At 72.3% G+C, this 12,572-nt stretch carries 11 protein-coding genes; 9 read left to right on the forward strand and 2 right to left on the reverse strand.

Translation table 11 applies throughout. The features are described from left to right. Positions 1–2 precede the first annotated feature (2 nt). A complete protein-coding gene (locus tag FF096_RS13240) occupies positions 3–908 on the reverse strand; it encodes a DUF1775 domain-containing protein (protein ID WP_196222521.1) in 906 nt (301 codons plus the stop codon). Between the two features lie 196 nt (positions 909–1,104). On the opposite strand from FF096_RS13240, the gene thrS reads away from it, so the two are divergent. The 3 genes from thrS to FF096_RS13255 all read left to right on the forward strand — a co-directional run bounded on the left by thrS (position 1,105) and on the right by FF096_RS13255 (position 5,071). After that, complete coding sequence (gene thrS, locus FF096_RS13245) at positions 1,105–3,111, forward strand: threonine--tRNA ligase (RefSeq protein ID WP_309223215.1); 2,007 nt, start codon at positions 1,105–1,107, stop codon at positions 3,109–3,111. A 61-nt stretch (positions 3,112–3,172) separates the two neighbouring features. Next, positions 3,173–3,685 carry an HIT domain-containing protein gene (locus FF096_RS13250; protein ID WP_155218125.1) on the forward strand — a complete coding sequence of 171 codons (513 nt, stop codon included), beginning with the start codon at positions 3,173–3,175 and terminating at the stop codon, positions 3,683–3,685. A 327-nt stretch (positions 3,686–4,012) separates the two neighbouring features. Further along, complete coding sequence (locus tag FF096_RS13255; RefSeq protein ID WP_309223216.1) at positions 4,013–5,071, forward strand: aldo/keto reductase; 1,059 nt, start codon at positions 4,013–4,015, stop codon at positions 5,069–5,071. Positions 5,072–5,105: 34 nt separating this feature from the next. On the opposite strand, the gene FF096_RS13260 is transcribed toward FF096_RS13255, so the two are convergent. Continuing rightward, positions 5,106–7,259 carry an elongation factor G-like protein EF-G2 gene (locus FF096_RS13260; protein WP_155217905.1) on the reverse strand — a complete coding sequence of 718 codons (2,154 nt, stop codon included), beginning with the start codon at positions 7,257–7,259 and terminating at the stop codon, positions 5,106–5,108. Between the two features lie 297 nt (positions 7,260–7,556). Between FF096_RS13260 and pgsA the strand changes: the two genes are divergently transcribed. The 6 genes from pgsA (at position 7,557) to pdxT (ending at position 12,564) form a co-directional block, all read left to right on the forward strand. After that, on the forward strand, positions 7,557–8,189 hold the full coding sequence (gene pgsA / locus FF096_RS13265; protein ID WP_155217907.1) for a phosphatidylinositol phosphate synthase: 633 nt from the start codon (positions 7,557–7,559) through the stop codon (positions 8,187–8,189). A gap of 25 nt (positions 8,190–8,214) precedes the next feature. Further along, positions 8,215–9,093 carry a phosphatidylinositol mannoside acyltransferase gene (locus tag FF096_RS13270; protein ID WP_309223280.1) on the forward strand — a complete coding sequence of 293 codons (879 nt, stop codon included), beginning with the start codon at positions 8,215–8,217 and terminating at the stop codon, positions 9,091–9,093. A gap of 13 nt (positions 9,094–9,106) precedes the next feature. After that, positions 9,107–10,261, forward strand: a complete 1,155-nt coding sequence (locus FF096_RS13275) for a glycosyltransferase family 4 protein (protein WP_155217909.1) — start codon at positions 9,107–9,109, stop codon at positions 10,259–10,261. 31 nt (positions 10,262–10,292) lie between these two features. Continuing rightward, positions 10,293–10,799: a hypothetical protein gene (locus FF096_RS13280; RefSeq protein ID WP_155217911.1), complete on the forward strand. Its 507-nt coding sequence runs from the start codon at positions 10,293–10,295 to the stop codon at positions 10,797–10,799. A gap of 166 nt (positions 10,800–10,965) precedes the next feature. Beyond that, the gene (gene pdxS, locus FF096_RS13285; protein WP_309223217.1) at positions 10,966–11,883 is read left to right on the forward strand and encodes a pyridoxal 5'-phosphate synthase lyase subunit PdxS; all 918 of its coding nucleotides are present in this window, start codon (positions 10,966–10,968) and stop codon (positions 11,881–11,883) included. Positions 11,884–11,958: 75 nt separating this feature from the next. Further along, the gene (gene pdxT, locus FF096_RS13290; protein ID WP_309223218.1) at positions 11,959–12,564 is read left to right on the forward strand and encodes a pyridoxal 5'-phosphate synthase glutaminase subunit PdxT; all 606 of its coding nucleotides are present in this window, start codon (positions 11,959–11,961) and stop codon (positions 12,562–12,564) included. The last annotated feature ends 8 nt before the right edge of the window (positions 12,565–12,572 follow it).

A 12,572-nucleotide genomic window follows, 5' to 3' on the forward strand; every position in this document is an offset into this window, starting at 1 on the left:
GGTCACCGCCGCGCGCCCGCCTCGACCACGTCCGAGCCCGCCGTCTCGGCCGGTCCCGCTGTCTCGGCCGTCCGGCCCGCGTCGGGTCCGGTCGACGGGTCCGACGTGGCCCCGTCGCCGGTCACCGGTTGCGTGTCGGCGGGTTCCTCGTCGAGTACCGAGCGGTCGACCTCCTCGGCCGGATCACGGCGTCGACGGCTGATCAGCCAGCCCACCACCGCCCCGCCGCCGAGCCCGGCGACCAGCCCGGCGGCGAGCAGACTGTTGGCGTTCGGGCCGCTGTCGGAGCCGGTGGTGGTGGCCGGTGCCTCGGCGGGCGCCCCGCCGTCGGGGGCCGCGCCGTGTCCGCCGTGCGCCCCCGGGTAGGTCGGGTCGCCGGGCAGTAGCGCCAACGCCGGCAACGGCCGCATGCCCGCGCCGCCACCCCAGCGCACCTGGAGGCCGTCGGCGTACGTCTGCACCAGTTCGAAACCGAGCCGGTCGGTCTGCGGCAGCGGTGCCATCGAGAACACCAGCCGGGCCGGGCCCTCGTCCGCCTCGCCCTTCGCCCGCGACCAGATCAGCGACGCGGTCACCACGTCGGTGGCCGGGCCGTGCATCCCGGACACCGGTCGGTCCAGCTTCCGGGTGGTGATCGTCGGTGCCCAACCCGGCACGGACAGCGGGTACACCTCGGCGATCGGCGGGTCCGCGGGGATCCTGATCTCGATCCGTTCGGTACGCACACCGGGCCGTTCGTCCGGCACCACGAACTCGATCTTCACCGCGTTGCCCTGCTGCGCCTCGGTCGGGGTGAAGGTCACCCCGTCGGCCCACGCCGTGGCGGGCCAGAGCAGTACCACGGTCGTGGCCAGGGCGGCCACCAGCGCGCCCCGGCGTCGACGGTTCCCGCCGTGCGTCATCGCCATCTGGGTTCCCATCCGTGTCCACGCGGCCGGAACCGGCTCCGGCCGCACCCGGTAGTTCGGATCCCGGGCCGAAAAGGTTCAACGGTGGCGGTGATCGGCTGCCGTCGGTGTCGACGGCGGCGTGTCCCCCGGCGACCGATAGCATCAGTGAGCCACCATCGGCACCATCCGTAACGTCTGCTGCGAGGAGTCACCCGTGTCCGCATCCCGTACCCCCGCCGTGGCCGACCCCGTCGTCGTCGCCGCCGGGACGACGGCGGCCGATGCGGTGGCCTCGGCCGGGCTGCCCACCAACGGCCCCCGGGCGATCGTGGTGGTCCGCGACCCGCGCGGCGTGCTGCGCGATCTGGACTGGCGTCCGGCCGAGGAGACCGTGGTCGAGCCGGTCGCGCTGGACTCCCCGGACGGGCTGAACGTGCTGCGCCACTCCACGGCCCACGTGCTGGCCCAGGCCGTGCAGGACATCTACCCGCAGGCGAAGCTCGGCATCGGTCCGCCGATCGACAACGGCTTCTACTACGACTTCGCGGTGGACAAGCCGTTCCAGCCCGACGACCTGGCCAGGCTCGAGAAGCGGATGCAGGAGATCATCAAGTCGGGGCAGCGGTTCCGGCGTCGCCGCTTCGACAGCCTGGACGAGGCGAAGGCCGAGTTGGCGGCCGAGCCGTTCAAGCTGGAGCTGATCGACGTCAAGGGCGAGGGGCTGGACTCCTCCGAGGTGATGGAGGTCGGCGGGGGCGAGCTGACCATCTACGACAACCTCGCCGCCGACGAGGACAAGGTCTGCTGGTCGGACCTGTGCCGGGGGCCGCACCTGCCCAACACCCGGCTGATCGGTGCGTTCAAGCTGATGCGGTCGGCCGCGGCGTACTGGCGCGGTTCGGAGAAGAACCCGCAGTTGCAGCGGGTGTACGGCACCGCCTGGCCGACCCGCGACGGGTTGAAGGCGTACCTGAAGCTGCTGGAGGAGGCCGCCCGCCGCGACCACCGCAAGCTCGGCGCGGACCTGGACCTGTTCAGCTTCCCCGACGAGATCGGCTCCGGTCTGGCGGTCTTCCACCCCAAGGGCGGCATCATCCGCCGGGAGCTGGAGGACTACTCGCGTCGCCGGCACTCCGAGGCGGGGTACGAGTTCGTCAACAGCCCGCACATCACCAAGGCCCAGCTGTTCCAGACCTCGGGCCACCTGCCGTACTACGCCGAGACGATGTTCCCGCCCATGCAGTTGGAGGGGGCGGAGTACTACCTCAAGGCGATGAACTGCCCGATGCACAACCTGATCTTCCGCTCGCGCGGCCGGTCCTACCGCGAACTGCCGCTGCGGCTGTTCGAGTTCGGCACCGTCTACCGGTACGAGAAGTCGGGTGTGGTGCACGGGCTGACCCGGGTACGCGGCCTGACCCAGGACGACTCGCACATCTACTGCACCCGCGAGCAGATGCCCGGCGAGTTGACCACCCTGCTGTCGTTCGTGCTGGACCTGCTGCGTGACTACGGCCTGGACGACTTCTACCTGGAGTTGTCCACCCGCGACGACTCACCGAAGTTCATCGGCTCCGACGCCGACTGGGAGGAGGCCACCGAGGCGCTGCGCACCGCCGCCGAGACCTCCGGCCTGGACCTGGTGCCGGACCCGGGTGGCGCCGCCTTCTACGGTCCCAAGATCTCCGTGCAGGCCAAGGACGCCATCGGCCGGACCTGGCAGATGTCCACCATCCAGGTCGACTTCAACCAGCCGGAGCGGTTCGGTCTGGAGTACCAGGCCGCCGACGGCACCCGGCAGCGGCCAGTCATGATCCACCGGGCGCTCTTCGGCTCGATCGAGCGGTTCTTCGGCGTGCTCACCGAGCACTACGCGGGGGCCTTCCCGGCCTGGCTGGCTCCGGTGCAGGTGGTCGGCATCCCGATCCGCGACGACCACGCCGACTACCTGCACGGCTTCGTCGCGGCGCTGCGCGCCGAGGGGATCCGCGCCCAGGTCGACGCCGGTGACGAGCGGATGCAGAAGAAGATCCGCACCGCGCAGCAGCAGAAGATCCCGTTCATGGTGATCGCCGGTGACGACGACGTGGCCGCCGGCACCGTCTCGTTCCGGTACCGGGACGGCTCCCAGCGCAACGGAGTGCCGTTGGCCGAGGCGGTCACCCACGTCCTCGACGTGGTCGCCTCCCGGACCAACACCGGCCCCTCCGCCGAGATGTGATCGACGGGCGGGGTCGTAGGATCGCCGTGTGACTGGGGCGGAGGAGCACACCGACAAGGACATGGCCGACGGGCTGGACCGGCTCTGGACGCCCCACCGGATGACGTACATCTCCGGGGAGGACCGCCCGGAGGGCGGCTACGAGCGACCCTCCGGCTGCCCGTTCTGCCTGGCCCCGGGGCGGCCACCGGGGGAGAGCCTGGTGGTCGCCCGTGGTGAGCACGTGTTCGTGGTGCTCAACCTGTACCCGTACAACCCGGGGCACCTGCTGGTCTGCCCGTACCGACACGTGGCCGACTACACCGACCTGGACGGGCCGGAGACGGCCGAGCTGGCGTCGTTCACCCAGACCGCCATGCGGGTGATCCGCAAGGTCAGCAGTGCCCACGGCTTCAACCTGGGCATGAACCAGGGCGGGGTGGCCGGTGCCGGGATCGCCGCCCACCTGCACCAGCACGTGGTGCCCCGCTGGGGCGGCGACGCCAACTTCATGCCGGTGATCGGGCAGACCAAGGTCCTGCCGCAACTGCTGGCCGACACCCGCGACCTGCTCGCCCGCGCCTGGCCCGCCTGACCCGCCCACGCCGCCGCCGTCGCGTCCGGCTCGGGTCGCCTGGTCGCGCGTCCGCATCCGGTTCCGGCAACCTACCGGTACCCACACCCTCTGCTCTGCTTCACCCCGCGCACCGGTTACGAAGCGGAACCGTTGCGTATCGGTGAGTAGAGCAAAGGGTGGTGGGATGACCGGTGACTTCTCCGGCCAGCCGCAGGTCGCCCGCGCGGCGGTTGGGAGAGCGTGAGATCCGCCCGCCAGTGGGTGATCCGTACGACATCTGTGGCCGTACGGATGGTCGTGCTGGATGTTCGTCAACGTCTGCCCGAAAGATGGCACGATGCGCCGGTGGGAGAGTCGACGCGGACGCTGGGCCGCAGCGGCATCGAGGTCAGCGCCCTGGGCATGGGCTGCTGGGCGATCGCCGGCCCGTGGGCCGAGGGACGCATCCCGCTGGGCTGGGGGGCCGTCGACGACGAGGAGTCGGTACGGGCGATCCGTCGGGCGCTCGACCTCGGCGTGACGCTCTTCGACACCGCCGACAGCTACGGCGCGGGACACGGTGAGCGGATCCTCGGCCGGGCCCTGGCCGGTCGCCGCGACGAGGCGGTCATCGCCACCAAGTGGGGATACACGTTCGACGAACGCACCCGGCAGGCCATCGGGCCGGACGCCTCACCGGCGTACCTGCGGCGGGCGGTGTGGGAGTCGCTGCGCCGCCTCGATACCGACCACATCGACCTCTACCAACTGCACCTGGCCGACCTGCCGGTGGCCCGCGCCCACGAGCTGATCGGCGCGTTGGAGGAGCTGGTCGCCGACGGACTGGTGCGCGCATACGGCTGGAGCACCGACCGGGCCGACCGGGCGGCGGCCCTCGGGCACGACGCCCCGCACGCCGCCGCCGTGCAGCACAGCCTGTCGGTGCTGCGTGACGCGCCCGACCTGCTCGCCATCTGCGAGAAGTACGACCTGGCCAGCGTCAACCGTGGCCCGCTCGGGATGGGGCTGCTCACCGGCAAGTACCGCCCCGAGTCGGTCCTGCCCCGCGACGACGTGCGCGGGATGTCCTCGGGTTGGCTGGAGTGGTTCCGGGGTGGCCGGCCGGCGCCGGAGTGGCTGCGCCGGGTGCACGCCGTCCGCGCGACGTTGACCGCCGACGGGCGCACCCTGGCCCAGGGCGCGCTGGGTTGGATCTGGGCGCGCAGCGCTCGGGCCATCCCGATCCCGGGCTGCCGCACCGTCGCCCAGGTCGAGGAGAACGCCGCCGCGCTGGCCCTCGGCCCGCTCGCCCCCGACCACTTCGCCGAGGTGGAGCGGCAACTCGCCGCCCTGCGTACCGCGGCGCTGCGGGAGGCCGACCGCCCCTACTGGCCCAGCCCGATGCTCCCCACCGCCCGCCCCTGATCGGCTGCGGCCGGGTCTGCGTGACGCCGCCCGCTCAGCCGTGCTCCTTGCGGATGCGGTCGGCCAGGTGGGCGGGCATCGGGTCGTAGCGGACGAAGTGGCGGCGGAAGGTGCCCGCTCCGGCGGTCATCGCGCGCAGTTCCACGGCGTAGCGCAGCAGCTCCGTGGCGGGCACCTCGGCGCGGACCAGAGTGCGGCCCTCGGAGTCCGGATCCGCCTCGGTGCCGAGCACCCGGCCACGCCGCCCGGACAGGTCGCCCATCACCGCGCCCACGTTGCCGTCGGGCACCCGCACCGTCACCTCGTCGACCGGCTCCAACAGCGTCGGCTGCCCCCGGTCGGCGGCGTCCCGCAGGGCCAGCGCCCCGGCGGTCTGGAACGCCGCGTCGGAGGAGTCCACGCTGTGCGCCTTGCCGTCGACCAGGGTCACCCGCAGGTCCACCACCGGGTGGCCGGCGACCAGGCCGCGCTCCATCTGAGCGCGTACCCCCTTCTCCACCGAGGGGATGTAGTTGTGCGGGACCGCGCCGCCGACCACCCGGTCGACGAACTCGAAGCCGCCGCCGCGCGGCAACGGCTCCACCTCGATGTCGCAGACGGCGTACTGCCCGTGCCCGCCGGACTGCTTGACGTGTCGGCCGTGCCCCCGGGCCGGCACGGTCAGCGTCTCCCGCAGCGGCACCCGCACCGGCTCGGTGTCCAACTCCACCCCGCCCGCGCGCAGCCGGTCGAGGACCACGTCGGCGTGCGCCTCACCCATGCACCACAACACCAGTTGGTGCGTCTCCGGGTTGCGTTCCAGCCGCAGCGTCGGGTCACCGGCCACCAGCCGGCCCAGGTTGCGGGCCAGGGCGTCCTCGTCGGACCGGGACTTCGCCACGATCGCCACCGGCAGCAGCGGCTCGGGCATCTCCCACGGTGCCACCAGCAGCGGGTTCTCCTTGGCCGAGATGGTGTCACCGGTCTCCGCGCTGCCGGACTTGGTGATCGCGCAGATGTCACCGGCCACCGCCACGCCCACCTCGCGCAGGGTGGCCCCCAGCGGGCTGTAGAGGTGGGCGATCCGCTCGTCGGCGTCGTGGTCGGGGTGGCCGCGCTCGGCCAGGCCGTGACCGGAGACGTGCACGGTCTGGTCCGGGCGTAGCGTGCCGGAGAAGACGCGGACCACGCAGACCCGCCCGACATGCCGGTCGATGGTGGTCCGCACCACCTCGGCCACCAGCGGACCGTCCGGGTCGCAGGTCAACGGGGGTCGGGGCGAGCCGTCCACCCCGGTCACCGCGGGCAGGGTGTGCTCCGGCGGGGCGGGGAAACCGGCGGTGAGCACCTCCAGCAGCGCGTCGACGCCGACCCCGGTCGCCGAGCAGACCGGCACCACCGGGTAGAAGTGGCCACGGGCGACCGCCTTCTCCAGGTCCTCCACCAGGACGGCGGCGTCGATCTCCTCGCCGTCCAGGTAGCGGTCCATCAGGGTCTCGTCCTCGCTCTCGGCGATGATCCCCTCGATCAGCTCGTTGCGGGACTCGGCGATGGCCGGCAGGTGCTCCGGGTCGGGCTCGCGCACCTGCGGCGGCAGCCCATCCGTGTAGTCGAAGACCCGCCGCGTGATCAACCCCAGCAGGCCGACGGTGGACTCGCCGTCGTCACCGAGCATCGGCAGGTAGAGCGGGAGCACGTTGTCGCCGAAGACCCGCTGGCACAGCGCCACCGCCTCGTCGAAGTCGGCACGGGGATGGTCCAGCCGGGCCACCGCGACCGCGCGGGGCATGTCCACCGCCGCGCACTCTTCCCACAGCGCGGCGGTGGCCGCGTCCATGCCGTCGACGGCGGAGACCACGAAGAGCGCGGCGTCGGCGGCCCGCAACCCGGCGCGCAACTCGCCGACGAAGTCGGCGTAACCGGGCGTGTCGAGCAGGTTGACCTTGATCCCGTCGTGGATCAGCGGCGCACAGGCCAGGGCGACCGAACGCTGCTGGCGTACGGCGGCCGGATCGTGATCGCAGACGGTGGTGCCGTCGGTGACCGTGCCGGCCCGCGTGATCGTGCCGGAGGCCGCGAGCAACGCCTCGACCAGCGTTGTCTTGCCCGCCCCGGAATGCCCGACGAGCACCACGTTGCGGATCCTGGCCGGGTCGGTCACCACCGGTATGCCGCCGGTGGCTCCCTTGTCCTGACTCCTCTGCGCCATCGGGCGCACCTCCCTCAGCCGGTGGTGGTGGCGACCGCCGCACGCGACGGGAAATGCGGCCCGGGCGGGGTGCTGCGGCGATATCCTCCGGTGCTGCACTGGGAACCGGGCAGTCAACAGCCGGTGGGGTGAGCCGGGTCACCCTCTTGGTCCGATCTCACACCCGATGGCGACCGGACACAAGCCTCTTCGACCGCCGCGCCGGGTCGGTCCGACGCGGCCGTGCCACGCCGGGTGAGCGTGGCTGGTGGCGGGCGGTGTCGTCGGTCGAACGCCGACCGATATCGTGGGACCGCCATGGCGAAGATCTTCCAAGTGTCGGCCCGCGCGGGGATGACCCGCGTCGTCGAGCCGATCGCCCGTAGCCTGCTGCGCGCGGGCGTGTCCCCCAACGCGGTCACCGTCTCCGGCACCTTCGGCGTGCTCGTCGGCGCGCTCGGCTTCGGTGCCCGAGGCCACCTGGTCGCCGGTGCGCTGATCGTGACGGTCTTCGCGCTCACCGACCTGCTCGACGGGACGATGGCCCGGATGAGTGGCGGCTCGACCCGCTTCGGTGCCTTCCTCGACTCCAGCATGGACCGGGTCGCCGACAGCGCGGTCTTCGGCGCGGTCGCGTTCTACCTGGCCACCGAGGGCGACCGCGCGGGCCTGGCCGCCGCGCTGATCTGCCTGGCCGCAGGCGGGCTCGTGTCGTACGTCAAGGCCCGCGCCGAGGGGCTCGGGATGACCTGCAACGTGGGCATCGCCGAGCGTACGGAACGACTGCTGATCGTCGGCGTCGGTGGCCTGCTCGCCGAACTGGTCCACCCGGTGGCGCTGCCGATCGCGCTCTGGCTGCTCGCGGCGGTCTCCCTGTTCACCGTCGGCCAGCGGATGCGGCACGTGTACCGGCAGGCCCAGCAGGCCGACGTGCCGGGTGGCACGGGGTGAGCGGCACAGCCGGGCGGGGTATCCGGTGAACCTCACCGAGTTCGGCTACGTCGCCGGTTGGCGGCTGGTCCGCGTACTGCCCCGGCCGGTAGCCGCCGCCGCGTTCACCGCCGGAGCCGACCGCGCCCACCGTCGCCGGGGTCCGGGTGCCGCCCGGCTCCGCGCCAACCTGCGCCGCGTGGTCGGGCCGCAACTGTCCGAGGCCGAACTCGACGACCTGGTTCGGCGTGGCCTGCGCTCCTACGCCCGCTACTGGATGGAGGCGTTCCGGCTGCCCGCGCTGAGCCGTGAGCAGCTGCTCGCCGGGTTCCGGCTGGATCGCGCCGAGGTGCTCGCGGCGGACGTCGCCGCCGGGCGTGGCGCGGTGGTGGCGTTGCCGCACGCCGGCAACTGGGACGCGGCCGGAGCGTGGGTCGCCGCCAACGGCTGGCCGTTGTCCACCGTCGCCGAACGGCTCAAGCCGGAGGGCGTCTTCAAGCGGTTCGTCGCCTTCCGGCAGCGTCTGGGGATGGAGATCCTGCCCACCGTCGGCGGCGAGCGGCCGCCGCTGGATGTGCTCACCGACCGGCTGACCGCCGGGACGGTGGTGCCGCTGCTGGCCGACCGGGACCTCTCCGCCCGTGGGGTGGAGGTCGACTTCTTCGGTGGTCGGACCCGGATGCCGCCCGGCCCGGCGCTGCTCGCGCTGCGCACCGGCGCGCCGTTGTACGTGGCGTCGATGTGGTACGAACCGGATGCGGCCTGTGCCTCACTGGAAGGTCCGTTGCCGGTGCCGGGACCCGAGACGGGCTCGCTCGACGTGCGGGTCCGATCGCTGACCCAGCTGATCGCCGACCGTCTCGCGGCGGGCATCGCCCGGCATCCGGAAGACTGGCACATGCTGCAACGGATGTGGCTGGACTGAGGGGACGGGCGCAATGCGGATCGGCATCGTCTGCCCGTACTCCTTCGACGTACCCGGCGGGGTGCAGAACCACGTCATGGATCTCGCGGAGGCGTTGATCGGGCTCGGGCACGAGGTGAGCGTCCTCGCCCCGGCGGACGAGGACTCGCCGCTGCCGCCGTACGTGGTGTCGGCCGGTCGGTCGGTGCCCCTGCCGTACAACGGCTCGGTGGCCCGGATCGCGTTCGGTCCGGTCTCCACCGCCCGGGTCCGCCGCTGGATCATCCGAGGCGACTTCGACGTGCTGCACGTGCACGAACCGCTCGCGTTGAGCTTGTCCATGCTCGCCGTGCTCTCCGCCCGTGGGCCGGTGGTGGCCACCTTCCACACCGCGATGACCCGGTCGCGGATGCTCGCCGCCGCCCAGGGGGTGCTCCAGATCGTGCTGGAGCGGATCACCGCGCGGATCGCGGTGAGCGCCCTGGCCCGCAAGGTGCAGGTCGAGCATCTGGACGGCGGGGCGGTGGAGATCCCCAACGGGGTGGCGGTGGCCAAGTTCGCCGGAGTCGAGCCGCTGCCCGGCTGGCCGGGGGAGTGCGGGCCGGGCACCGGCGGCACACTCGGCTTCCTGGGCCGCTTCACCGAACCCCGCAAGGGATTCCCGATCCTGCGGGACGCCTTCGTCGAGCTGGCCCGGCGGCGACCCGGCCTGCGCCTGCTGGTCGCCGGCCCCGGCGACCCGGACGACCTGTTCGACCGGTTCCCGGCCGACCTGCGAGACCAGGTCACCTTCCTCGGTCTGGTCTCCGAGGAGGACAAGGCGCGGATGCTGCGCAGCGTGCACCTCTACGTCGCGCCGAACACCGGCGGTGAGTCCTTCGGCATGATCCTCACCGAGGCACTCGCCGCCGGCACCACCGTCGTGGCCAGTGACCTGGACGCCTTCCGCCGGGTGCTCGACGGCGGCCGGGCCGGCCGGTTGTTCCCGACCGGCGACGCGGTGTCCTTGCGTGCCACGCTGGCGCAGTTGCTGGACGACGCGGAGCAGCGGGCGGAACTGACCGCCTGCGGCGACCAGGTGGTGGCGAATTTCGACTGGCCCGTGGTTGCCCGCCGGGTTCTGGAGGTATACGCAGCGGCGATCGAGGCCACCGACGGGCGGGTGATCGACCAGGAGTGGGTGGGTTGACCTGATCGGGAGGAACGGGAGCAGCACTACGATGCCGGGCATGTGGTGGGCGGTGGGCGTGACGCTGGTCGTCGCCCTGGTCGCGGTGTACCTGATCTGGACCGCCGGCCGGGTCGAGCGGCTTCAGGATCGTGCCCAACTCGCCGCCCGTGCCCTGGACGCGCACCTGCTGCGCCGGGCCGCCGCCGCCGCGGTGCTGGCCGAGCGCCGCGACGGCGTCGAGTTGTACGCGGCGGCGCGGATCGCCCTCGACGCCGGGCCGGAGGAGCGGGAGGCGGCCGAGAACGATCTCACCCGGCAGTTGCGGAGCATCCCACTCGACCCCACCGACCCCGACTGCGAGGCGGTGATCGCCGCCAGCCGGCGACTCGCCCTGGCCCGCCAGGTGCACACCGACCTGGTCCGTGACGCCCGTTCGGCACGCAGCCGCCCGCTGGTGCGGCTGTTGCGGATGGGACGCCGGCACACCTGGCCGCGCTACTTCGACATCGACGACCCGACCCTCACCATCCCCGCCGCCGACGTGTCGAGCCGCTGACCTCGCCCACCGAGCCGCTGGCCGGGCTGATCAGGGTGGCCCGGCTCGTCGGAGTGACGGCGACCACACAGCAGGCCACCACGGGTCCGATTGGCTGTCGGAGCGACGTCCACCCGGGCGTAGCATCTGCGCTGCCACCTCCCGAGGACGCCTGAGGAGCGACAACGTGTCCGAGACGACTTCCCCGAACACCGAGGCCACCCCGGTCGTCGGCACCGCCCGCGTCAAGCGCGGCATGGCCGAGATGCTCAAGGGCGGTGTGATCATGGATGTGGTCACCCCCGAGCAGGCCAAGATCGCCGAGGACGCCGGTGCGGTCGCGGTGATGGCGCTGGAGCGGGTCCCCGCGGACATCCGCGCCCAGGGCGGGGTGTCGCGGATGAGCGACCCCGACATGATCGACGGCATCATCAACGCGGTCTCCATCCCGGTGATGGCCAAGGCCCGCATCGGCCACTTCGTGGAGGCGCAGATCCTCCAGTCCCTCGGCGTCGACTACGTCGACGAGTCCGAGGTGCTCACCCCGGCCGACTACGCCAACCACATCGACAAGTGGGCGTTCACCGTCCCCTTCGTCTGCGGTGCGACCAACCTGGGCGAGGCGCTGCGCCGGATCACCGAGGGCGCTGCCATGATCCGCTCCAAGGGCGAGGCCGGCACCGGCGACGTCTCCAACGCCACCACGCACATGCGCCGGATCCGCCAGGAGATCCGCCGCCTGGCCTCGCTGCCGGCCGACGAGCTGTTCGTCGCGGCGAAGGAGTTGCAGGCACCGTACGAGCTGGTCAAGGAGGTCGCCGAGACCGGCAAACTGCCGGTGGTGCTGTTCACCGCCGGTGGCATCGCCACCCCGGCCGACGCGGCGATGATGATGCAGCTCGGCGCCGAGGGCGTCTTCGTCGGCTCCGGCATCTTCAAGTCCGGCAACCCGGCCCAGCGGGCCGCCGCGATCGTGAAGGCGACCACCTTCCACGACGACCCGGACGTGCTGGCCAAGGTGTCCCGGGGCCTCGGCGAGGCGATGGTCGGCATCAACGTCGACGACATCCCCGTCCCGCACCGCCTCGCCGACCGCGGCTGGTGACGTGCAAGGAAGGGCACCTTGTTAACGCCTCGTGTATAGCAGGGGCCCCCTGCTAACACCTCGGAGGGAACGCACGTGACGCCACCCGTCATCGGTGTGCTCGCCCTGCAGGGCGACGTCCGCGAGCACGTCTCGGCCCTGACTGCGGCGGGTGCCCGCGCCCAGACCGTACGCCGACCGGCGGAACTGGACGCGGTCGACGGCCTGGTGATCCCGGGCGGGGAGTCGACCACGATCAGCAAGCTGGTCGACATCTTCGAGCTGCGCGGCCCGATCGACAAGCGGATCGCGGACGGGATGCCGGTCTACGGCTCGTGCGCCGGGATGATCATGCTGGCGACCGAGGTGCTCGACGGCCGGCCGGACCAGCGTGGCTTCGACGGCATCGCGATGACCGTTCGCCGCAACGCGTTCGGCCGGCAGGTCGACTCGTTCGAGGCGCCGGTGGAGGTCGCCGGCATCCCGGGCGGCCCGCTGCACGCGGTCTTCATCCGCGCGCCCTGGGTCGAGCGGGTCGGCGAGGGTGTCGAGGTGCTGGGCACCGTGGCCGACGGCCCGGCGGCCGGCCGGATCGTCGCCGTACGCCAGAACAACCTGCTGGCCACCTCCTTCCACCCGGAACTCACCGGCGACCACCGCCTGCACACCTACTTCGTCGACCTCACCCGCACCGCCCGCTGACCCACCCG

It is taken from the genome of Micromonospora sp. CP22 (assembly GCF_009712475.1).
GTDB lineage: Bacteria > Actinomycetota > Actinomycetes > Mycobacteriales > Micromonosporaceae > Micromonospora.